Consider the following 21994-nt stretch of genomic DNA (forward strand, 5'->3'; position numbering starts at 1 on the left):
GGTCCGCATGAGCCGTTCTTCCGCCCGGCCGCTGCGCAACGTGCTGTTCGTCATGTGCGACCAGCTGCGCGCCGACTACCTGTCCTGCTATGGCCACCCGCGCCTGCACACGCCGCACATCGACGCGCTCGCCGCGCGCGGCCTGCGCTTCGACCGGGCCTTCGTGCAGGGCGCGGTGTGCGGCGCCTCGCGCATGTCGACCTACACCGGGCGCTACGTGAGCAGCCACGGCGCGATGTGGAACTTCGTGCCGCTGTCGGTGGGCCAGAAGACGCTCGGCGACCATCTGCGCGCGCACGGCGTGCGCTGCGCGCTGGTCGGCAAGACGCACGTGGAGCCCGACACCGAAGGCGCGGCGCGCCTGGGCCTGGACGTCTCGCAGGGCGCGGGCCTGCTCGCGATGCACGGCGGCTTCGAGCCCTATGCGCGCGACGACGGCATCTGGCCGCCGGGCTTCAAGGTCAGCGGCAACGCCTACTGCGACTGGCTGCGCGAGCGCGGCTATGAATCGGACAACCCCTGGCACGACTTCGCCAATTCGGGCCGCGGCCCGGGCGGCGAGATCCGCAGCGGCTGGGAGATGCGCTGGGCCGGGCTGCCCGCGGCCGTGGCCGAGCCGCACAGCGAGACGCCCTACACCACCGATCGCGCCATCGACTTCATGCGCGAGGCCGGCGACCGGCCCTGGGTGCTGCACCTGTCGTACATCAAGCCGCACTGGCCCTACGTCGCGCCCGCGCCCTACCACGCGATGTACGGACCGCGCGACGTGCTGCCCGCGGTGCGCGGCGAGGCCGAGCGGCGGGACGCGCATCCGGTGCTCGCGGGCTTCCGCGACGACACCGCCAGCCGCAGCTTCAGCCGCGACGAGGTGCGCGAGACCGTGATCCCGACCTATATGGGCCTGGTCAAGCAGCTCGACGACCAGCTCGGGCGCCTGTTCGGCTTCATGGCCGCGCAGGGGCTGGACCGCGACACGCTGGTCGTCTTCACCAGCGACCACGGCGACTACCTCGGCGACCACTGGCTCGGCGAGAAGGAGCTGTTCCACGAACCGATCGTGCGCGTGCCGCTGATCGTGGTCGATCCGCGCGAGCGCGCCGATGCCACGCGCGGCGGCGCCAGCGCGGCGCTGGTCGAGTGCATCGACATCGTGCCCACCGTGCTCGACGCGCTCGGGCTGCCGCAGCCCGCGCAATGGCTCGAGGGCCGCTCGCTGCTGCCGCTGGTGCGCGCCGACCCGCGCGCCGCGGGCAAGGACTTCGTGGTGTGCGAGAACAGCTACGCCTTTCGCGACAGCGTGCGGCTGCCGCTGGGCCAGCCGGTGGAGCGCTGCCACATGACGATGCTGCGCGACGCGCGCTGGAAGTTCGTGCACGTCGAGGACCTGCCGCCGATGCTGTTCGACCTCGAGGCCGATCCGGGGGAGCTGGTCGACCTCGGCCGCGACCCGGCCTTCGCCTGGGTGCGCGAGCGCATGCTGGCGCGCATGTTCGACTGGCTGCGCGAGCGCCGCCGCTTTCCCACCATCGCTCCCGCGGCCGTCGAGGCCTGGAACCGGCGCGAGCGCGAGGCCGGGATCCTGATCGGCGCCTGGTGACTTCGGCGCCCCCCAAAAAAAGACTGACGAGCAAGGAGACTGCATGCGATTTTTCCTCCCCTTTCCCCGGCGCCTCGGCGCGGCATTGGCACTGAGCCTGGGCATGCTGGCGCCGCCGGCCATGGCCGCCACGGAAACCGTCGACGCGGTGGCCTGGCCGGTCCGCCCGCTGCGGCTGGTCGTGGCCTTTCCGGCCGGCGCGCCCGGCGACATCGTCTCGCGCCTGATCCAGCCCGCGCTGCAGAAGGCGCTGGGCCAGCCCGTGGTGGTCGACAACCGGCCCGGCGCGGGCGGCAACATCGGCATGCAGGAGGTGCTGCGCGCCAACGACGGCCACTCGGTGCTGGTCGGGCCCGACACCATGTTCACCATCAACCCGCACCTCTACCGCAAGATGGCCTTCAGGCCGATGGAGGACTTCGTGCCCGTCACCCAGCTCGCGGCCTTCAGCCAGGAACTGGTGTGCCATCCCGCGGCCGGCGTGAAGACGCTGGCGCAGCTGCTGGCGGCGGCGAAGAAGACGCCGATGAGCTATGCCTCGGGCGGGCAGGGCGTGCCGGGCCACATGGCGATGGAGCTGCTGCTGTCGAGCACCGGTGTCTCGATGCAGCACGTGGCCTACCGCGGCCCCGGCCCGGCCATGCAGGACGTGCTCGGCAATGCCGTGCCCTGCGGCTTCCTGGCGTCGCCGGTGGTCGGCCCGCTGATCCGCGAGGGCCGGCTGGTGCCGATCGTGGTCTCGGGCCGCCACCGGCTCGCGAGCCAGCCCGCGGTGCCGACCGCGGCCGAGGCCGGCGTGCCCGGCTACGAGGCCGTCTTCGCCGAGATGATGGCGATGCCGCGCGGCACGCCCGCGCCCGTGGTCGACCGGCTGCGCAACGAGGTCGCGAAGGCCCTGGCCGCGCCCGAGGTGCGCGAGCGCCTCGCCACGCTCGATCTCGAGCCGCTGGCCAACACGCCCGCCGAGGCGGCGGCCCGCTTGCGTGCCGAGAACGCGCGCTGGGGCGCGGTGGCGCAGCGCATCCAGCTGCAGCTCGACTGAACGGTGCCTGCCATGGCCATGCACTCCTCCTTCGAGGTCGAGCGCGCCACCGCCGCCAGCCGCGGCGCGCTCGCCGCCGGCACCGCGTTGGTGCTCGTCGCCGCCAGCCTGCCCTTCTGGGGCGAGTCGAGCTGGATGCGCGAGTTCGTCGAGATCGCCTGCTACTTCATCTTCGCGATGATGTGGAACCTGCTCGCGGGCTATGGCGGCATGGTCAGCATCGGGCAGCAGGCCTTCTTCGGCTTCGGCGGCTACGCGATGCTGGTGCTCGGCAACTTCGCGGGGCTCGATCCCTTCGTCGCCATCCCGCTGGGCGCGCTGGCCGCGGGGCTGGTCGCGATTCCGGTGTCCTTCATCGCGTTCCGGCTCTCGGGCGGCTACTTCGCGATCGGCACCTGGGTCATCGCCGAGGTGTTCCGCCTGAGCTTCGCCAATGTGTCGGCGGTGGGCGGCGGCTCGGGCACCACGCTCACCGCGCTGCGCGGCATCGACAAGGCCACGCGCGAGAGCGTCACCTACTGGATGGCGCTGGGCTGCGTGGTGGCGGCGGTGGCGCTGGTCTACCTGTTCCTGCGCAGCAAGCGCGGCCTCGCGCTGCTGGCGATCCGCGACAACGAGGTGGCGGCCGAATCGCAGGGCGTGCCGGTGGCGCGCATGAAGCTCGCCGTGTACGGCGTCGCGGCCTTCGGCGCGGGGCTCGCGGGCGCGCTGTACTTCGTCGGCAACCTGCGCATCAGCCCCGACGCGGCCTTCAGCGTCAACTGGAGCGCGTTCGCGATCTTCATGGTGGTGATCGGCGGCATCGGCCGCATCGAGGGCCCGCTGGTGGGCGCGCTCGTCTTCTGGGCGCTCAACAAGTTCCTCAGCGACTACGGCACCTGGTACCTGCTGGGGCTCGGGCTGCTCGCGATCGTGGCCACGCTGTTCTTCAAGCAGGGGCTCTGGGGCTTCGCGCAGCAGCGCTGGGGCTGGTCGCTGTTTCCCACGCAGCGCCGGCTGGTCGCCAGCAAGCCGTGATTTCGCGCTGCGCCGCAGCATTGATGTAACGATCTGTTTACAATTAGGGCTCCGCCGCTTCCATCCGGAGTTCCTCCCGTGACGATCACCAAACGCCGCCTGCTCGAGGGCGGCGCCGCCGCGCTGGCTGCCTCTCTCCTCCCTCCGCTTGCCCGCGCCCAGGACAAGTCGCGCGCCGGCGAAGCCGCCTGGCCCACCAAGCCCGTGAAACTGCTGGTCGGCTTTCCGACCGGCGCCTCGCCCGACCTGCTGGCGCGTGCCATCGCCGAGCCGCTCGCCAAGATCCTGCGCCAGCCGGTGCTGGTGGAGAACAAGCCCGGCGAGAGCGGCAACATCGTGGCCGACCAGGTCGCCAAGGCCACCGACGACCACACCATCGGCGCGCTGATCAACGGCAACCTGACGATCGCGAAGCTGCTCAATCCCAAGCTCTCCTTCGATCCCGAGAAGGACTTCGCGCCGGTCGGCATGGTCGGCACCGCGCCGCTGGTGCTGGCCGTGTCGGGCAACGCCACCGGCAAGACCGCGGCCGATCACCTGCTGTGGGTGCGCAACCTCGGCAGCGGCGGCAAGTACGGCACGCCGGGCGTGGGCACGGTGGGCCACCTGGGCATGGAGCTGCTCAAGAGCCGCTCGGCCATCACCGCGCAGCACAAGCCCTACACCGGCAATCCGCAGGTGATCGCGGGCCTGCTCGCGGGCGAGATCCAGCTCGCGCTGCTGCCGCCCGCGCTCGCGATGCCGCACGTGCGTTCGGGCAAGCTCAAGGCCATCGGCGTGACCTCGCCCGAGCGCAGTCCGCTGGTACCCGAGCTGCCGACCATCCGCGACGCCGACGTGCGCGGCGCCGACCTCGAGATCTGGACCGCGCTGGCCGCGCCCGCGGGCATGAACAAGACCGCGCTGGCCAGGCTCAATGCCGCGCTGGTCGAGGTCATCAGTACGGACGAAGTGCGCGAGGCGCTGCTCAAGACCGGCTGGCAGGCCCAGCCCGGCTCGCCCGACGCGCTGGCGCGCCGCATGCGCGCCGACACCGCGCGGCTGGGCGGCGTGATCCTGATGAAGGGCATCCACGCCGAGGGTTGAGCCGCGCCTGTGGCATGCTGGCCGGTCCTTTCCCGGACCGACCCGGCATGAGCGAGCGCCTTTTCCTCCATCTCGACGACGGCCCCTTGCTCGGGCCGCCGATGGACGCGCCCGGCGGTACGGTGCGCTCCTTCGCCGCCAGCGCGCCGCTGCGCCCGCATGTCGCCAACATCCTCGTGTACCGCGAACGCTTCGCCGAAGGCGAGGAGGTGCTCGAGCGCGTGCTGCCCGACGGTGCCGCGCGGCTGGTCTTCAACCTCGGCGACGCTCCCTCAGCCAATGGCGCCGAGGGTCTGGCCATCGAGGCCATCGGCGCCTCGGCCGAGGCCGTGCTGGTGCGGCTGCGCAAGCGCATGGAAGGCCTGTCGATCACCTTGCGGCCCGGCGCCGCGGCCCTGTTGCTCGGCCTGCCCGCGGGCGAACTCGCGGGCCGCGTGCTGCACCTCGACGAACTCTGGCGCGGCGCCGGCGTGCAGCTGCTCGAGCGCATGGCCGAAGCTCCCGGTGACGCCGCGCGCGTCGCGCTGCTCGACGCCGCGTTGTGCCGTCGCCTCGCCGAGGCCGACGGCCGCGCACGGGCGCGGCTCGGCCCGCATCCGGGCGCGCTGCAGGCCGCGCAGCTGATCGCCGCTTCGGCCGGCCGCCGTCCGCTGCGCGAGGTGGCCGAGGCGGTGGGACTCGGCGAGCGCCGGCTGCAGCAGCTGTTCCATGCGCAGGTCGGCCTCTCGCCGCGCGCCTGGCGCCGGCTCGCGCGCATGCACGGCTGCCTGCGCGCGCTGCGCGAGCAATCGGTGCCGGCCTGGGCCGAGGTCGCGGTCGAGCACGGCTTCTACGACCAGTCGCACCTGGCCAACGAGTTCCGCGCGCTGTGCGGCGTCACGCCCACGGAGTTCCTGGGCCGTGCGATTGCGGATTCTTCCAAGACGCTGGTTTAAGGCAGCGCTACCTTCGGCGTCTTCTTCCCTTGCAGCGAGCCGAACGATGACCGACCAGCCCACGGGTGCGAATGCACTGCCCTCCCTGCAAGGCCGCGTGGCCGTGGTCACGGGCGCGAGCCGCGGCGCGGGGCGCGGCATCGCGCTCGAACTCGGCGCGGCCGGCGCCACCGTCTACGTCACGGGCCGCAGCACGCGTGCCGAGCCCGCGGACAGCTACGGTCAGATCCTCGCGCTGTCGGGCCTGCAGCGCGTGCCCGGCAGCATCGAGGACACGGCCGAGGAGGTCACGCGCCTGGGCGGGCAGGGCGTGCCGGTGCGCTGCGACCACACCGACGAGGCGCAGGTGCGCGAGCTGTTCGCGCGCGTCGAACGCGAGGCCGGCCGGCTCGACCTGCTGGTCAACAACGCCTGGGGCGGCCACGAGAGCTTCAACGGCGTGTTCGAGGCGCCGTTCTGGGAGCATCCGCTGTCGAACTGGGAGGCCATGTTCGACCGCGGCGTGCGCAACCACCTCGTGGCCAGCCGCTGCGCCGCGCCGCTGCTGGTGCGCCAGGGTCATGGCCTGATCGTCACCACCACCTTCTGGGACCGCGACCGCTACCTGCGCGGCAGCCTGTTCTACGACCTCGCCAAGACCGCGATGACGCGGCTGGCCTTCGGCATGGCGCAGGACCTGCGCGCGCACGGCGTGGCCTCGGTCGCGGTGTCGCCGGGCTGGATGCGCACCGAGTTCGTGCTGGCCGGCCACCAGACCGACGAGGCGCACTGGCAGGAGCGGCCCGCGCTCGCGCGCACCGAATCGCCGCGCTACATCGGGCGTGCGATCGTGGCGCTGGCCGGCGACGCGAGCGTGATGCACAAGACCGGCCGCGCGCTGCGCGTGGGCGATCTCGCGCGCGAATACGGCTTCACCGACATCGACGGGCGGCAGGTCGCGCCCTTCGAGATCGAGGACGGCGGCGCCTGAGGCCGCCGGGCCACTCAGAGCAGGCTCGAGATCCGCCGCGCCGCCTCGCGCAGCGCGGGCAGCATGCCGTCCTGCATCACCTTCGCGCTGGTGCGGTTGGCCTGGCCGCTGATGTTGAGCGCGGCCACCATGCGGCCCGCGCGGTCGACGATCGGCGCGGCCACCGAGATCAGGCCTTCTTCCAGTTCCTGGTTCACCAGGCACCACTGCTGGCGCCGCGCCTGCGCCACCTTGGCCAGCAGCGCGTCGATGTCGGTCACGGTGTGCTTGGTCAGCGGCTCGATCGCCGAGGCCTCGAGCCGCGCGCGCACCTCCTCGTCGGGCAGGTCGGCCAGCAGCAGCCGGCCCAGCGAGGTGCAGTAGGCCGGCAGCCGCGAGCCCACGCCGAGGCTGATGCGCATGATCTTCTGCGTCGGCACGCGCAGCACGTAGACGATGTCGGTGGCGTCGAGCACCGCGGCCGAGCACGACTCCTGCACCTGCTGCACCAGCGCTTCCATCACGGGCTCGGCGCGGTTCCAGATCGGCATCGACGACAGGTAGGCGAAGCCCAGGTCGAGGATGCGCGGCGTGAGCGTGAACAGCTTGCCGTCGGTGACCACGTAGCCCAGCGTCTGCAGCGTGAGCAGGATGCGGCGCGCGCCCGCGCGCGTGAGGCCGCTGGCGGCCGCCACCTCGCTGAGCGTCTGGTGCGGCGCGCTCGCGCTGAACGAACGGATCACCTGCAGGCCGCGTGCGAAGGACTGCACGTAGCTGTCGCCGGGGGCGGGCGTCCCGGGGGGCGCAAGGGGGCGGGTTGCCATGGGTGTGGATCCTCTCTAGAATTCATTATACGAACAGAAGTTCGATATACGAACAAAATAGAGTTCACCAGGACGCACCGCGACAAGCGTCTTCCCGCCTCTCCACCATCCTTCTTCGGAGACAGATCCATGATCGACAAGATCGCGCCCTCCATCGCCGACGCCCTCGCGGGCGTGGCCGACGGCGCCACCGTTCTCATCGGCGGCTTCGGCACCGCCGGCATTCCCGGCGAGCTCATCGACGGGCTCATCGAGCAGGGCGCGCGCGACCTGACGGTGGTCAACAACAACGCCGGCAACGGCGACACCGGCCTCGCCGCGCTGCTCAAGGCCGGCCGCGTGCGCAAGATCATCTGCAGCTTTCCGCGCCAGGCCGACAGCCACGTCTTCGACGCGCTCTACCGCAGCGGCCAGCTCGAGCTCGAGCTGGTGCCGCAGGGCAACCTGGCCGAGCGCATCCGCGCGGCCGGTGCCGGCATCGGCGCCTTCTTCTGCCCCACGGGCTACGGCACCGAGCTCGCGGGCAACCGCGAGACGCGCGAGATCAATGGCAAGCAGTACGTGCTCGAGTACCCGATCCACGGCGACCTCGCGCTGATCAAGGCCGAGCGCGGCGACCGCTGGGGCAACCTGGTCTACCGCAAGGCCGCGCGCAACTTCGGCCCGGTGATGGCCATGGCCGCGAAGAAGACCATCGCCACGGTGCACGACATCGCCGAGCTCGGCACCATGGACCCCGAGACCATCGTCACCCCCGGCATCTTCGTGCACAAGGTGGTGCGCATCGAGCGCGTCGCCACGCAGGCCGGCGGCTTCAAGAAGGAGGCATGACCATGAGCTACACCCGTCGCACCAAGGACCAGCTGGCCGCCCGCGTGGCGCAGGACATCTTCGACGGCGCCGTCGTCAACCTCGGCATCGGCCAGCCCACGCTGGTGGCCAACCACCTGCCGGCCGGCCGCGAGGTCATCCTGCACAGCGAGAACGGCATCCTCGGCATGGGCCCCGCGCCCGAGGCCGGCGAGGAGGACTACGACCTGATCAACGCCGGCAAGCAGCCGGTGACGCTGCTGCCCGGCGGCGCCTTCTTCCACCATGCCGACAGTTTCGCGATGATGCGCGGCGGCCACCTCGACATCTGCGTGCTCGGCGCCTTCCAGGTCTCGGCCACCGGCGACCTCGCGAACTGGAGCACCGGCGAGGCCGGCGCCATTCCCGCGGTGGGCGGCGCGATGGACCTCGCGATCGGTGCCAAGCAGACCTGGGTCATGATGGACCTGCTGACCAAGAAGGGCGAGAGCAAGATCGTCGAGACCTGCAGCTACCCGCTGACCGGCATCGGCTGCGTGAAGCGCGTGTACTCCGACCTCGCCACGCTCGAATGCACGCCGCAGGGCCTGAAGCTGGTCGACAAGGTCGACGGGCTCGAGCATGCGGAGCTCGAGAGGCTGCTGGGCCTGCCGATCGCCGTCTGATACGGACTTCCGGACGCGAAGGTTGCGCGAAGAGCGCGAAAGAACTTCAGAAATAATTTGTCTTTCTTTCGCGTCCTTCGCGGAACCTTCGCGTCCTCTGCGTCCGGCATCCCGAATTCGTTCCACCTTCATAGAGACACACCATGACCAACCAAGCCTTCATCTGCGACGCCGTGCGCACCCCCTTCGGCCGCTACGGCGGCGCGCTGTCGAGCGTGCGCACCGACGACCTCGGCGCGGTGCCGCTCAAGGCGCTGATCGAGCGCAACAAGAACGTCGACTGGCAGGCCGTGACCGACGTGCTGTACGGCTGCGCTAACCAGGCCGGCGAGGACAACCGCAACGTCGCGCGCATGGCTTCGCTGCTGGCCGGCCTGCCGATCGAGGTGCCGGGCGCCACCATCAACCGCCTGTGCGGCTCGGGCCTCGATGCCGTGGGCAGCGCGGCGCGTGCCATCCGCGCCGGCGAGGCCGGCCTGATGATCGCGGGCGGCGTCGAGAGCATGAGCCGCGCGCCCTTCGTGATGCCCAAGGCCGAGAGCGCCTTCAGCCGCGCCAACGCGGTCTACGACACCACCATCGGCTGGCGCTTCGTCAACAAGCTCATGAAGGCGCAGTACGGCGTCGACTCGATGCCCGAGACGGCCGAGAACGTGGCCACCGACTACAAGATCGAGCGCGAGGCGCAGGATCGGATGGCGCTGAACTCGCAGCTGCGCGCCGTGGCCGCGCAGAAGGCCGGCTTCTTCGACGCCGAGATCGTGCCGGTGAGCGTGCCGCAGAAGAAGGGCGATGCGATCGTCGTCGCCAAGGACGAGCATCCGCGCGAGACCAGCCTCGAAGCGCTGGCCAAGCTCAAGGGCGTGGTGCGGCCCGACGGCACCGTCACCGCGGGCAATGCCAGCGGCGTGAACGACGGTGCCTGCGCGCTGCTGCTGGCCGACGAGGCCAGCGCCGCCAAGCACGGCCTCACGCCGCGCGCGCGCATCGTGGGCATGGCCACCGCCGGCGTCGCGCCGCGCATCATGGGCATCGGCCCGGCGCCGGCCACGCAGAAGGTGCTGGCGCTCACCGGCCTCAGGCTCGACCAGATCGACGTGATCGAGCTCAACGAGGCCTTCGCCGCGCAGGGCCTCGCGGTGCTGCGCCTGCTGGGCCTTTCGGACGACGACGCGCGCGTCAATGTCAACGGCGGCGCGATCGCGCTGGGCCATCCGCTGGGTGCCAGCGGCGCGCGCCTCGCGACCACCGCGGTCAACCAGCTGCACAAGAGCGGCGGCCGCTATGCGCTGTGCACCATGTGCATCGGCGTCGGCCAGGGCATCGCGCTGATCCTCGAGCGCGTCTGATCCCGCGTCCCACCTGAAGCCATCGGCTGCCGCAACCCGCGGCCCGATGGTTTTTTTTCGACTGGAGGACACCTGGGCGCGACGGAAGTGTCCCGGCGCTGTCAAACCAAAGGCTTCGTCGCAGTCGACACCTCCCGTTTCATGGATGTCATTCGGAAAGCGAACGTATCGCCGCACCGGGGCCGCGCGACGCTGCGTACGCCCATGGCGTACGCAGCGTGGAAGCCCCCTGGATTCAGGGGGCGCGGCTTTTTACGCTCCCTTACGGATCGACGAGGTCTTTTGACTATTTCCTACAGCGTGGCTTCGAGGTCGGGCGATATGGTTCAAGCAAATAACCAATCGCAACCCGATCTTGAGAAAGCAACGCCGCCACGCTGTCACACACCCCGCACTCGCTCAACCTCACCCGACCTTCCTTCGTTCCACCTTCCCTCTCTCCGCCGCGGCATTGCTTGTCGCAGCGGTGTGGGCCGGTGCGAGCCCGCAGGTCAGGGCACAGGTGGAGCGGCCCGGTGTCTCGCCTTCCTCTTCTCGCCCTTCGGCTGACGCCGTCGCAGCGGATTACGCAGCCTCCGCCCACGACGCGCTCGTCGAACGGGTGCGTGCCGGCAGCGCGACGCCGGCCGAAGCGCTCGATGCGCTGCGTACCTGGTTCCCGCGCGCCGCGACCGCGGCCCAGCGCGAGCGCATCGCGTCCGATGGCGTGGTGTGGGCATTGCAGGCCGATAACCCACGGGAATCCGTGGGGTGGGCGCAGGCCGTGCCGCTGGATCGTCTCGCGAGCTATGCCTTCGAGTCGGCGTTCGTCGCCGCGCGCCGTGTCGACGACCGCATCCTGCAGTTGCACCTGAGCGCGCTGAAGCCCACGCAGCGCATCGTGCGGCGCGAGAACGCCTTCGCGCTCGAGGACCAGGGCTCGCTGACCGAGGCTCTGGCGCAGGCCGAGGCCGCCGAGCGCGCCACGCCCGGCAGCTTCAGTGCCTTCGAGCTCGCGAGCCTGCGCCAGCAGGCGCTGGGCCAGCGCCTGCGCTGGGCCATCTCGGAGCGCGACCAGCGCGGTGGCGAGGGCCCCGAGCGCTTCGAGTCCATCGACGCACTGCTGCCGCTCTATCCGAACGAACTGCAGGGTGCTTCCGATGCCGTGCAGCGCGCCACGCAGGCCAACGAAGCCGACGACCTCGAGCGCTGGAAGGCGCTGTACCTGCGCCTCTATGCCGACCACCTGCTCGCCGTGTCCGCGCGCGGCCGCTTTCCCGAAGTGACCGCGGCCTACGAGCGCTGGCAGGCCGAGCATCCGCAAGAGCCGCTGCCCTACTACGCGCTGTCCGACGTGGCCGGTGCCTACCAGCAGCAGCGCCGCTCCGACCTCGCCGTGCCGATCTACGAGGAGGCGCTGCGCAGTGGCGGCGATGCCATCCCCGTGCCCAGCGACACCCACACCGGCCTGGTCTATGCCTACCTCGACACCGCGCGCTTCGAGGACGCCGAGGCCCTGCTGCAGAAGCTCGAGCAGGCCACGCCGCCGATGCTGCGGCTCACGCCCGAACAGGGCCGTCCCAATCCCGAGTACGCCGAGGTGCGCAACCTGCGCGCGCTCTACCAGCTCTACACCGAACGGCCCTGGCAGGCCGAGACCAGCTTCCGCGGCCTGACCTCGCTCGCGCCGCTCAACGCGGGCTTCCGCTCGGGACTGGCCGAGACCATGAAGCTGCGCGACAAGCCCGACGAGGCGCTGGGCCGCTACCGCGAGACGCTGGTCGACCATCCCTGGGACGTGGCCGCGCGCGCCGGCTACGCGGGCGCGCTGTTCGATGCGGGCGAGATGCGCGCCGGCCGCGAACTCACCGAGAACCTGCAGGCCGAGGCGCCCGAATCGATCGCCGTGCGCAATGCCGTCGCGCAGCGCGACACGCTCTACGCGGCGCGGCTCGACGTCGAGGCCGACTACGGCCAGGGCCACGGCAGCAGCGTGCTGGCCGACCGCGACTGGCGCGTGGATTCGAAGCTCTCGTCACCGCTGTGGGACGACCGCTGGCGCCTGTTCTTCCGCCAGGTGTTCGCGCGCGGCGACACCTCGCTGGGCAACATCGACCTGTCGCGCACCGGCGTCGGCGTCGAATACCTGCAGGGCCGCTGGCGCGCCAGCGCCGAGCTGCACCAGGCCGACAAAGGCCGCTACCGCACCGGCCTCGCGCTCGGCGTGGACTGGCGCGCCAGCGACAGCTGGCGCTTCTCGGCGCGCTTCGACTCGAACAGCCTCGACACGCCCTGGAAGGCGCGGCTGGCGAACGTCGGCGCGCGCTCGGCCGAACTCGGCGCCACCTACGTGGTCAACGAGTCGCGCGCCTTCGAGGCCCGCTACCAGCGCATGGACTTCAGCGACGGCAATGCGCGCGACGGCTTCGGCCTGCGCTGGCGCGAGCGCCTCGTGAGCGGCCCGCGCTTCCAGCTCGAAGGCACGCTCTCCGGCGAGACCGGGCGCTACGACCGGCAGGACGTCGACTACTTCGCGCCGCGCCGCGAGAGCGCGCTCCAGGTCGGCCTGACCGGCAAGTACCTGGGATGGAAGCGCGACGACCGCCGCTTCTCGCATGTCTTCGGCATCGAGGCCGGCAGCTATCGCCAGCAGGGCTTCGGCGGCGGCGCGCTCTGGTCGCTGCGCTACGGGCACGAATGGGTGTTCGGCCGCTCGGCCACCCTGGCCTACGGCCTGGGCATCGCGAGCCATCCCTACGACGGCGTGCGCGAGCGGCGCCGCTTCGTCTATCTCAATCTGTCGGTGCCGTTCCAATGAAGAACAAGACGTCCATCCCGATGGCGCTGCGCCTGGCCGCGCTGCTGTTCGCCGTGCTGCTGGCCGGCACCGCGCTCGCCCAGGGCCTGCCGCGCGCCACCGCGCTGCCGGCGCCCGATGCCGACGACGGCAAGACCTTCCGCGCCATCGCGCTGCACGACGTGCGCCACAACGTGCGCGAGAGCTTCGTCGACGAGCCCGAACCCACCGCGCTCGACGAGCGCACCGTGGCCGACTTCTTCGCCTGGCTGCGCAGCTCGGGCCACCATCCGGTGAGCCTGCAGCAGATCGTCGACGCGCGCGCCGGCGGCCGGCCGCTGCCCTCGAAGGCCGTGCTGCTGACCTTCGACGACGGCTACGAGAGCTTCTACACCAAGGTCTATCCGCTGCTGAAGCAGTTCGGCTATCCGGCCGTGATGGCGCTGGTCACCGGCTGGCTCGAGGTGCCGCCGGGCCAGGTGGTCGAGGGCTACGGCGCGCGCAATCCCTTGAAGCGCGAGGCCTTCATCACCTGGAGCCAGGCGCGCGAGATGGGCGCCTCGGGCCTGGTCGAGTTCGCGAGCCATGGCGACGCGATCCACACCGGCGTGCCCGGCAATCCGCAGGGCAACCTGCAGCCCGCGGCCGTCACGCACCGCTACGACAGCGCCACCGGCCGCTACGAGGACGACGCGGCCTGGATCGCGCGCGTCGAGGCCGACCTGCGCCGCAGCCGCGGCCTGATCGAGGCGCAGACCGGCACCCGCGTGCGCGCCATGGTCTGGCCCTACGGCGCCTACAACAAGCAGACCTTGCGCGCGGCCGACCGCGCCGGCATGCCGATCACCTTGACGCTCGAGGAGGGCGCCAACACGCCCGAGGTGCCGCTGCAGACCATCCGCCGCGGCCTCGCCACCTACGACATGTCCGTGCCCGACTTCAGCCTGCTGCGCGCTTCACCGCGGCCCGATCCGCGCGCGCTGCACCGCGCCATGCACATCGACCTCGACCACGTCTACGACCCCGACCCGGCGCAGCAGGAGGCCAACCTCTCGCGCCTGCTCGACCGGGTGCAGGCGGTCGGCCCCTCGGCCGTCTACCTGCAGGCCTTCGCCGATCCCGACGGCGACGGCGCGGCCGATGCGCTGTACTTTCCGAACCGGCACCTGCCGATGCGCGCCGACCTGTTCAACCGCGTCGCCTGGCAACTGCGCACGCGCACCGGGGTCGAGGTCTATGCGTGGATGCCGGTGCTGGCGTTCCAGCTGCCCGCGAACAACCCGCTGGCCGATGTGCGCGTGACGCACCTCGCGCCCGCGTCGGCCGCGGCGCGCGACCAGACGCGCTACCACCGGCTCTCGCCGGCCGATGCGCGCGTGCGCGCCCTGATCGGCGACATCTACGAGGACCTCGCGAAGAACGCGCCGATCGCGGGCCTGCTGTTCCACGACGACGCCACCTACAGCGACGACGAGGATGCGAGCCCGGCCGCGCTGCGCGAACTGGCCGCCCAGGGCCTGCCGCCCGACCTGGCCGCGGTGCGCGCCGATCCCGCGCTGCGCGCGCGCTGGACCGCCTGGAAGACGCGCCAGCTCACCGACTTCACGCTCGAGCTCGCGCAGCGCGTGCGCGACTGGCAGCCGCGCATCCTCACCGCGCGCAACCTCTATGCGCGCCCGGTGCTCGAGCCCGCCGCGCAGGAGTGGTTCGCGCAGGACCTCGCGCAGTCGCTGCAGGCCTACGACTACACCGCCGTGATGGCGATGCCCTTCATGGAGCAGGCGGCCGATCCGCAGGCCTGGCTGGCGGCGCTGTTCCGCCAGGTGGCGGCGCAGCCGCAGGGCCTGGCGCGCACCGTGTTCGAGCTGCAGGCGCGCGACTGGCGCACGGGCCGCATGGTCGACAAGGACACCCTGGCCGCGCAGTGGACCCTGCTGCACCGGCTGGGCGCGCGCCATGTCGCGCTCTACCCCGACGACTTCCTCGCGGGCGAGCCGCCGCTGGTGACCGTGCGCGACATCCTGTCGGTGCGCGCCAACCTCGCGGGCGGCAAGGTCGACGGCCTCGAGACGCCGCCGGCGCTCGCCCCCACCAAGCCGGCCGCGGCCTCCGCGCCGACCGCACCGGGAGCCGCGCGATGAACCCCGATTTCTTCGGCGCCGACGTGGTGCGGGTGCTGCTCAACTACGTCTTCTACTACCCCTTCCTCGCGGCCTATGTCTGGATGGCCGGCGGCATCGCGCATGCGCTGGTGTTCGAGCGCGGCCGCCACCGGCGCGGCGATCCGCTGCCGCTGTTGCCCGAGCACCCGCTGGTCAGCGTGATCGTGCCCTGCTTCAACGAAGGCGAGCGCGTGCAGGAGGTGATCGAGCAGCTGATGCGCAGCCGCTATCCGAACTACGAGATCATCGCCGTCAACGACGGCAGCAGCGACGACACCGGCCCCATCCTCGATGCGCTGGCCGCGCGCTACGGCCAGCTGCGCGTGGTGCACCACGCCACCAACCAGGGCAAGGCGGTCGCGCTCAACACGGCGGCGGTGCTGGCCAACGGCGAGTACATCCTCGGCGTGGACGGCGACGCGCTGGTCGACCCCGATGCCATCGCCTGGATGCTGACCCACATGCTGCATTCGGAACGCGTGGGCGCCGTCACCGGCAATCCGCGCATCCGCGGGCGCACCACCCTGCTCGGGCGCATGCAGGTGGGCGAGTTCTCCTCGAACATCGGCCTCATCAAGCGCACCCAGCAGCTGGCCGGGCGGCTGTTCACCGTCTCGGGCGTGCTGTCGATGTTCCGCCGCAACGCGCTGCTCGACGTCGACTTCTGGAGTCCCGACGTCATGACCGAGGACATCGACATCAGCTGGAAGCTGCAGCTCAAGGACTGGCGCGTGCGCTACGAGCCGCGCGCACTGTGCTGGATCCTGATGCCCGAGACCGTGCGCGGCCTCTACCGCCAGCGCCAGCGCTGGGCCACCGGCGGCATCCAGACCCTGCTGCGCTACACGGGCCAGGTGATCAGGCCGCGCAACTTCATGATGTGGCCGGTGTTCCTCGAGTACCTGGCCAGCGTGGTCTGGGCCTACGCCATGTTCGCGGTGCTGGTGCTCGCGCTGGTGCGGCGCTTCCTGCCGCCCGAGTGGCAGTACGTCGGCTTCTGGCCCGAGTGGCACGGGATGCTGCTGGGCATCACCTGCATGCTGCAGATGGGCGTGAGCCTGTGGATCGACCGGCACTACGACCGCGACATCCTGCGCTACCTGGTCTGGACCATCTGGTACCCGCTTGCCTTCTGGATGATCAACATGTTCACCACGGTCGTGGCCTTGCCGGCCACGATCCTGCGGCGCAAGGGCAAGCGCGCCCGGTGGACCAGCCCCGACAGAGGAGTGATTGCGAATGAACGATCGACTGCATCCGTCCGTGCCATCGAGCATGAATGAAGACCTGGGCCTGGGCCCTGGCGCCGCGCCGCCGCTGCCCAACGGCAAGGCGCCGCCGCGCGAGCGGGAGTGGGCCGAGCCCGAGGGCGAGGTGCCGGTGCTCGATGCCGCGCGCATGCCGCTGAGCGCCTTCATGCGCCACAAGACGCCGCAGGGCGCGCTGCTCATGTTCGTGTGGCTGCGCATCGCGCGGCCGCTGCTGCTGGCCGCGTTCTGGGTCGGGGTCGTGTTCTACGCCTGGCACCACTTCTTCCAGGTCTGGCGGCCCGCGGAAGGCGTGAACCTGCTGACGCTCTACGCCCTGTCGGTGCTCGGCATCTTCGCGCTGATGCTGCTGCTCGCGCCGGTGCGCCGGCGCGCCATTGCCGACGAGGAAACGCGCGGCCGCTCGCCCGACAGCACCGTGGCCCAGCTCGCCGAATACACTTCGCTCGCGCCGCAGCGCCTCACGCTGTGGCAGCGCGCGCGGCGCCTGCTGGTGCAGCACGACCGCGAAGGCCGGGTGACCGATGCGGCCGACCTCGACACCGAACCCGCGATGCTCACGCCCTCGGGCACGGCGGTGCGAAAGCGCCGCGCCTGATGCCGCATCGAACCGCCCCGGGACACGGACTTTTCGAATCCGGCCACGCGGCCGTTGCGTACGCATGCCCATGAAAAAGACAGAAGTGATGGCGACGGCGATGGAGATGGCGAGAAAAGGGCTGGGCTTCCCGCCGGCGCTCGCCATCGAGCAGATCGCCGAACTGATCGCGCAGGAGGATCCCGCCGACGAGCTCTACGACAGCAAGGTCGAGCGGCTGCTCAAGCTGGCGGCCTGTGTCTGGAGCCTGCGGCGGGATGTGGTGACGCCGCCCGGAGAGGGCGGACGGCCGCTCTGAGCGGCCGTCCGGGATACCGGGTCTACAGGGCGTCGAGGATTTCCTTGCGCTTTTTCTCGTACTCCTCCTCGGTGATGTCCTTGCGCTCCCGTAACGCCTTGAGCTGATCGAGCCGCTCGGAGGTCGTGCCCCGCTGCCGTTGCGCGGCCGCTCCGCTAAAGGAAGTTTCGCGCAACGCGGCCTGCATGCGCAGCAGGGCGTCCTCCATGGCGCGTCGGCCGGCGAAGCCGTGGTCGAAGATCCGTTCGGAGGTCTCGGCGCTGCCGAAACCCACCACGCGGGGACTGGCGACCAGCGTGCCCGCGGGATCGCGGACCTGGCTCGTCAGGTCGACGGAGAAGCTCGTGGGCGGCCAGGTGAACAGCCCCGAGCCACCCGAGGTCGTGACGATCGTGGGCACGATGACGTAGTGGACGCCGCTGCTCGCCGTTTCCGCGGGGTTGGCAATGGACGCAAGTTTCACGATGTCCGAGAACACGTTCGAAAGCATCTTCTCGAAGCCCGCATCGATGTCGCGGTAGGGGAAGTACCGGATGTTGTCCCCGCCGCCGCCCGGTGTCGTGACTTCCATGTCGGCGAGAGCCGCGGGGATGTGATAGCCCACGCGCAGAGGCATCGGCGCGGGCGCGTCCGCGCTGCGCGCGAGGCGCGCCTGATCGGGAACGACGGCGATCGGATGGGCGCAACCGGCGAGGACCGTGATGGCCAGCAGGGCGAGCCAGGCTTTGAAGGAGTGCAGGGTCGATGTCATGGTGCGCGGAGTTTAGGGGCGCTCCGGCACCGCCTGCGCCGTACGCCAGCGCGCGGGCGTGGTGCCCTCCCAGCCGCGGAACGCGCGCGTGAAGGAATTCAGCTCCTCGAAGCCCAGCACGAAGGCGATCTCGCCGGCTTCGAGTTGCGTGTCCTCGAGCAGTTGCCGCGCGGCCTGGTGCCGCACCTCGTCGAGCAGCCGCTGGTAGCTGGTGCCGGCCTCCTCGAGCCGGCGCTGCAGCGTGCGGGTGCTCACGCAGAGCTCGGCCGCCACCGCCTGGATGCTCGGGCGCTCGCCGCGCAGCGTGCGGCCCAGCACGGCGCGCGCCTGGTCGACCAGCGAGGTGGCAGGCGCCTGCGCGGCCAGCGCGGCTTCGAGGCCGGGCAGCAGCACCGCGAGCAGGTCCTGGTTGTGGGTGACGAAGGGTTGCGCGAGCAGCGCCTCGTCGAACACGATCACATCGGCCGCGGCGCCGAAGCGCGGCGCGCAGCCGAAATGCGCGCCCAGCATCGCGGCCTGCGTGCTCGTGTGTGCGCGCACCAGCTCGACCCGGCGCGGCACCACCCGGGTGCCGGTGCCGCGTCGCGCGAGCTCGAGCACCGACGCGAAGGTGCCGTCGGTCAGCAGCGGCGGCGAATGGCCCTCGGCCAGGAACCAGTGGAAGCGCACGCGCACCTCGCCGTCGCCGCGCTCGATGCGGATCACCTCGGGGCAGGTCAGCCGCTTGAAGCGCGACAGCCGCTGCAGCGCCTCGCCGAAGTTCGGCGAGTGCAGCGCCGCGATCGAGGCGATGTCGTAGTGCTCGGTCGCGCCCTCGGCGCCGATGCGCAGGCCCAGCGCGGGGTCGGGGTTCATCGCGGCCAGCGCGTCCCACACGGCGAACATCTGCCGCGTCGTGATGCGCGCCTTGCCGCTCGCGAACAGGTCGGCCGGCAGGCCCGCGCGGCGCAGCATCGACTGCGTGTCGAAGCCCAGCAGCCGCAGCCGCTGCTGCATCACGGCGGGCACGACGATCAGGTCGGGCGGGCGCTGGGTCATCGCGGGTCGTCGCCCGCCGCGAGGTGGATCGCCGCGCGGATGCGCGGATAGGTGCCGCAGCGGCAGATGTTGCCGCTCATCGCGGCGTCGATGTCGGCGTCGCTGGGCTTCGGCGTGTGGCGCAGCAGCGCGCAGGCCGACATCAGCTGGCCGCTCTGGCAGTAGCCGCACTGCACCACGTCGAGTTCGGTCCAGGCGCGGCGCAGCGCGTCGATCTCGGGGCCCTTCACGCCCTCGATGGTCGACACCGCGCGGCCCTGCACGGCCGCCAGCGGCGTGGCGCAGGAGCGCACCGCCTCGCCGTCGAGCATCACGGTGCAGGCGCCGCACAGCGCCTTGCCGCAGCCGAACTTGGTGCCGTTCATGCGCAGCTCGCCGCGCAGCACCCACAGGAGGGGCGTGTCGTCCTCGGCCGTCACGGCGACGGGGCGGCCGTTGATCTGGAGCGTGGTGGTCATGGGCTTCCTTCCTTTTCTATCGGGCCTTGCGTTCAGGCCAGGCGCAGCGGCAGCGAACGCAGCCGCTGGCCGGTGAGCGCGAACACTGCGTTGGCCACGGCCGGCGCCACCGGCGGCGTGCCCGGCTCGCCCACGCCCGTGGGCGGCGCGCTGCTCGGCACGATCGCGATCTCGATCTGCGGGCATTCGTTCATGCGCAGCGGCGCGTAGTCGTGGAAGTTGCTCTGCTGCACCTGGCCGCGCTCGATGGTGATCTCGCCGTGCAGCGCGGCCGAGAGGCCGAACACGATCGCGCTTTCCATCTGCTGGCGCACCAGGTTCGGGTTCACGGCCAGCCCGCAGTCGACCGCGCAATACATGCGCCGCACGCGGATCTGCCGCTCGGGCGTCAGCGAGACCTCGGCGACCTGCGCCACCACGCTGCCGAAACTGCGGTGCAGCGCGAGGCCGCGCGCGCGGCGCGTGCCGTCGGCCTCGGGCGCCAGCGGCGTGCCCCAGCCCGACATCGCCGCCACCCGCTGCAGCACGCCCAGGTGCCGCGCCTCGGCCGGGCTGCCCGCCAGCAGCGCGCGGCGAAATGCCACCGGGTCCTGGCCCGCGGCATGCGCGCATTCGTCGATGAAGCTCTCGGTGAAGAAGCCGTTCTGCGAATGGTTGACCGAGCGCCAGATGCCGACCGTGACCGCCGACTCCATCGTGCGATGCGCCACGCGTGCGTTGGCGAAGCGGTAGGCGGTGGTGGCCGTGCCCTCGGCCGCCGCGCTCAGGAAGGCCGGCGAGCCCAGGCTCGAGCCCGCGGTGTCGACGCGCCAGGCCACCAGCCGGCCCTGCGCATCGAAGCCGGCCTTGCTGCGCGCCACGTAGGCCGGGCGGTAGTAGTCGTGCGCCATGTCCTGCTCGCGCGACCACATCAGCTGCACCGGCATGCCGTCCGTTTCGCGCGCCAGCGCCGCCGCCTGCATCACGAAGTCGCCGAGGTAGCGGCGCCCGAAGCCGCCGCCGAGGTAGGCCAGCCGGATGTCGACCTTCGCGGCCTCGATGCCCAGCACCTTGGCGATGCCGCCGCGCAGCATGCCGGGCCCCTGCACGCCGACCCAGACGGTGGCCGCGCCGTCCTTGAACTGCACGGTGCAGTTCATCGGCTCCATGGTGGCGTGCGCGATGAAGGGCACGCGGTACTCGGCCTCGATGGTGCGCTCGGCGCTCTTCATCGCGGCGTCGGCGTCGCCGGTCTCGAGGTGCACGTCGGCCTGGTCCGGCGCATCGAGGCTCTGCGCGAGCCGGTCGATCAGCGCGCGGCTCGACAGGCTGGCGGCCGCGCCGTGGTCCCAGTCGATCGCGACCTTGTCGAGCGCGCGCATCGCATGCCAGGGCGTGTCGGCGATCACCGCCACCGCGCCCGAGGTCATGCCGCCCGAGCCCAGGCCGCCGGCCACCGGCGCGAGCGCCACCACCTTGCGCACGCCGGGCATCGCGCGCGCGGCCGTGTCGTCGAAGCGCGCCACGCGGCCGCCCAGCGTGGGGCACATCGCGAGCGTGGCGTGGAGCAAGCCGTCGGGCGGCAGCGCGTCGAGCCCGTAGCGCGCCGAGCCGTCGAGCTTGGCGGCGCTGTCGAGGCGGTGCACCGGCCGGCCGATCAGCGTGTAGCGCGAGGGATCCTTGAGCGTCGGCTGCGCGGGCAATGGCTGCGTCGCCGCGCGTGCCGCCAGTTCGCCGAAGCGCGCGCTGCGTTGCGAGGCCGGATGCGACACCCGGCCGGCCGCCACCTCGCATTCGGCCGCCGGCACGTCCCAGGCCGCCGCCGCGGCGCCCACCAGCATCGCGCGCGCCGAGGCGCCGGCCTCGCGCAGCGGCATCCACTGGTCGACGATGCCCGACGAGCCGCCGCTGCCCCAGAGCCCGGGCACCTCGCGCAGCAGCTTGCCGACCACGTGGCGGGTGCCGCGCTTGAGCGCGCCGTCGTCGTCGGGCTTGAACATCGGCAGGTTGTCGAGCAGCGCCGCCTGGTTGTTGTAGATCGGGTCGTAGCCGGCCTGCTCGAGCCGCAGCTGGGCGAGGTCGGCATCCATCTCCTCGGCCAGCAGCATCGCCAGCCCGGTATGGATGCCCTGGCCCATCTCGGCCGCGGCCATCATCAGCGTGACCGTGTCGTCGCTCGAGACCTTGACCCAGCCGTTCAGAGCCACCTGGCCGCTGGCCGTGGCCGGCAGCGGCTCGGCGGTGGTCAGCCGCTGGCGCGTGGGCGAAGCGGACCAGCCGACGACCAGCGCGCCGAGGGTGGCGGCCGTGCCGAGCAGGAAATGGCGGCGTTTGAGGGCGGGCATGGGGCGAACTCCGGGCGGCTTCGGAGGGCCGCGATGGGCGGGAG

The 21994-nt window shown here is 71.5% G+C and carries 19 protein-coding genes; 14 read left to right on the forward strand and 5 right to left on the reverse strand.

The annotated features are described in order from the left end of the window. Window positions 1-7 precede the first annotated feature (7 nt). The 6 genes from ACODT0_RS19365 (at window position 8) to ACODT0_RS19390 (ending at window position 6650) form a co-directional block, all read left to right on the forward strand. On the forward strand, window positions 8-1600 hold the full coding sequence (locus tag ACODT0_RS19365) for a sulfatase-like hydrolase/transferase (protein ID WP_489042042.1): 1593 nt from the start codon (window positions 8-10) through the stop codon (window positions 1598-1600). 43 nt (window positions 1601-1643) lie between these two features. After that, the gene (locus ACODT0_RS19370) at window positions 1644-2642 is read left to right on the forward strand and encodes a Bug family tripartite tricarboxylate transporter substrate binding protein (RefSeq protein ID WP_489042043.1); all 999 of its coding nucleotides are present in this window, start codon (window positions 1644-1646) and stop codon (window positions 2640-2642) included. A gap of 12 nt (window positions 2643-2654) precedes the next feature. Further along, complete coding sequence (locus ACODT0_RS19375; protein ID WP_422095918.1) at window positions 2655-3659, forward strand: branched-chain amino acid ABC transporter permease; 1005 nt, start codon at window positions 2655-2657, stop codon at window positions 3657-3659. Window positions 3660-3737: 78 nt separating this feature from the next. Further along, complete coding sequence (locus ACODT0_RS19380) at window positions 3738-4745, forward strand: Bug family tripartite tricarboxylate transporter substrate binding protein (protein ID WP_422095919.1); 1008 nt, start codon at window positions 3738-3740, stop codon at window positions 4743-4745. A 47-nt stretch (window positions 4746-4792) separates the two neighbouring features. Further along, window positions 4793-5680 (forward strand): helix-turn-helix transcriptional regulator, encoded by an 888-nt coding sequence (locus ACODT0_RS19385; protein ID WP_489042044.1) that lies wholly within the window; start codon window positions 4793-4795, stop codon window positions 5678-5680. Window positions 5681-5726: 46 nt separating this feature from the next. Continuing rightward, window positions 5727-6650, forward strand: coding sequence for an SDR family oxidoreductase (locus ACODT0_RS19390; RefSeq protein ID WP_489042045.1), 924 nt, complete (start codon window positions 5727-5729; stop codon window positions 6648-6650). A gap of 14 nt (window positions 6651-6664) precedes the next feature. On the opposite strand, the gene ACODT0_RS19395 is transcribed toward ACODT0_RS19390, so the two are convergent. Next, window positions 6665-7453, reverse strand: a complete 789-nt coding sequence (locus ACODT0_RS19395) for an IclR family transcriptional regulator domain-containing protein (RefSeq protein WP_489042046.1) — start codon at window positions 7451-7453, stop codon at window positions 6665-6667. Window positions 7454-7582: 129 nt separating this feature from the next. Here ACODT0_RS19395 and ACODT0_RS19400 point away from each other — a divergent pair, with 129 nt between their 5' ends. The 8 genes from ACODT0_RS19400 to ACODT0_RS19435 all read left to right on the forward strand — a co-directional run bounded on the left by ACODT0_RS19400 (window position 7583) and on the right by ACODT0_RS19435 (window position 17379). Next, on the forward strand, window positions 7583-8284 hold the full coding sequence (locus tag ACODT0_RS19400) for a 3-oxoacid CoA-transferase subunit A (RefSeq protein WP_489042048.1): 702 nt from the start codon (window positions 7583-7585) through the stop codon (window positions 8282-8284). Next, on the forward strand, window positions 8281-8928 hold the full coding sequence (locus ACODT0_RS19405; protein WP_489042050.1) for a 3-oxoacid CoA-transferase subunit B: 648 nt from the start codon (window positions 8281-8283) through the stop codon (window positions 8926-8928). Before ACODT0_RS19400 ends, ACODT0_RS19405 begins: the two co-directional genes overlap by 4 nt. A gap of 143 nt (window positions 8929-9071) precedes the next feature. Further along, window positions 9072-10277 (forward strand): 3-oxoadipyl-CoA thiolase, encoded by a 1206-nt coding sequence (gene pcaF / locus ACODT0_RS19410; RefSeq protein ID WP_057596895.1) that lies wholly within the window; start codon window positions 9072-9074, stop codon window positions 10275-10277. Between the two features lie 601 nt (window positions 10278-10878). Further along, window positions 10879-13074 (forward strand): poly-beta-1,6 N-acetyl-D-glucosamine export porin PgaA, encoded by a 2196-nt coding sequence (gene pgaA / locus ACODT0_RS19415; protein ID WP_479670824.1) that lies wholly within the window; start codon window positions 10879-10881, stop codon window positions 13072-13074. Continuing rightward, on the forward strand, window positions 13071-15194 hold the full coding sequence (gene pgaB, locus ACODT0_RS19420) for a poly-beta-1,6-N-acetyl-D-glucosamine N-deacetylase PgaB (protein WP_489042051.1): 2124 nt from the start codon (window positions 13071-13073) through the stop codon (window positions 15192-15194). The genes pgaA and pgaB overlap by 4 nt, the downstream gene beginning before the upstream one ends. Further along, a complete protein-coding gene (pgaC, locus tag ACODT0_RS19425; protein WP_489042053.1) occupies window positions 15191-16498 on the forward strand; it encodes a poly-beta-1,6-N-acetyl-D-glucosamine synthase in 1308 nt (435 codons plus the stop codon). Before pgaB ends, pgaC begins: the two co-directional genes overlap by 4 nt. Continuing rightward, complete coding sequence (pgaD, locus tag ACODT0_RS19430) at window positions 16455-17081, forward strand: poly-beta-1,6-N-acetyl-D-glucosamine biosynthesis protein PgaD (RefSeq protein WP_082322244.1); 627 nt, start codon at window positions 16455-16457, stop codon at window positions 17079-17081. Before pgaC ends, pgaD begins: the two co-directional genes overlap by 44 nt. A 70-nt stretch (window positions 17082-17151) precedes the next feature. Further along, a complete protein-coding gene (locus tag ACODT0_RS19435) occupies window positions 17152-17379 on the forward strand; it encodes a hypothetical protein (RefSeq protein WP_489042054.1) in 228 nt (75 codons plus the stop codon). 22 nt (window positions 17380-17401) lie between these two features. Here ACODT0_RS19435 and ACODT0_RS19440 read toward each other — a convergent pair whose 3' ends face one another. Genes ACODT0_RS19440 through ACODT0_RS19455 form a run of 4 tightly spaced genes read right to left on the reverse strand, consistent with a single transcriptional unit; the run spans window position 17402 to window position 21950 of the window. Then, window positions 17402-18130, reverse strand: a complete 729-nt coding sequence (locus ACODT0_RS19440; protein ID WP_489042055.1) for a hypothetical protein — start codon at window positions 18128-18130, stop codon at window positions 17402-17404. Window positions 18131-18142: 12 nt separating this feature from the next. Then, window positions 18143-19168 carry an AraC family transcriptional regulator gene (locus ACODT0_RS19445; RefSeq protein WP_489042056.1) on the reverse strand — a complete coding sequence of 342 codons (1026 nt, stop codon included), beginning with the start codon at window positions 19166-19168 and terminating at the stop codon, window positions 18143-18145. Continuing rightward, window positions 19165-19626, reverse strand: coding sequence for a (2Fe-2S)-binding protein (locus tag ACODT0_RS19450; protein WP_489042057.1), 462 nt, complete (start codon window positions 19624-19626; stop codon window positions 19165-19167). The genes ACODT0_RS19445 and ACODT0_RS19450 overlap by 4 nt, the downstream gene beginning before the upstream one ends. A 32-nt stretch (window positions 19627-19658) precedes the next feature. Beyond that, on the reverse strand, window positions 19659-21950 hold the full coding sequence (locus ACODT0_RS19455; protein ID WP_489042058.1) for a xanthine dehydrogenase family protein molybdopterin-binding subunit: 2292 nt from the start codon (window positions 21948-21950) through the stop codon (window positions 19659-19661). Window positions 21951-21994: the final 44 nt, after the last annotated feature.

Source organism: Variovorax sp. FG153, from assembly GCF_057809595.1.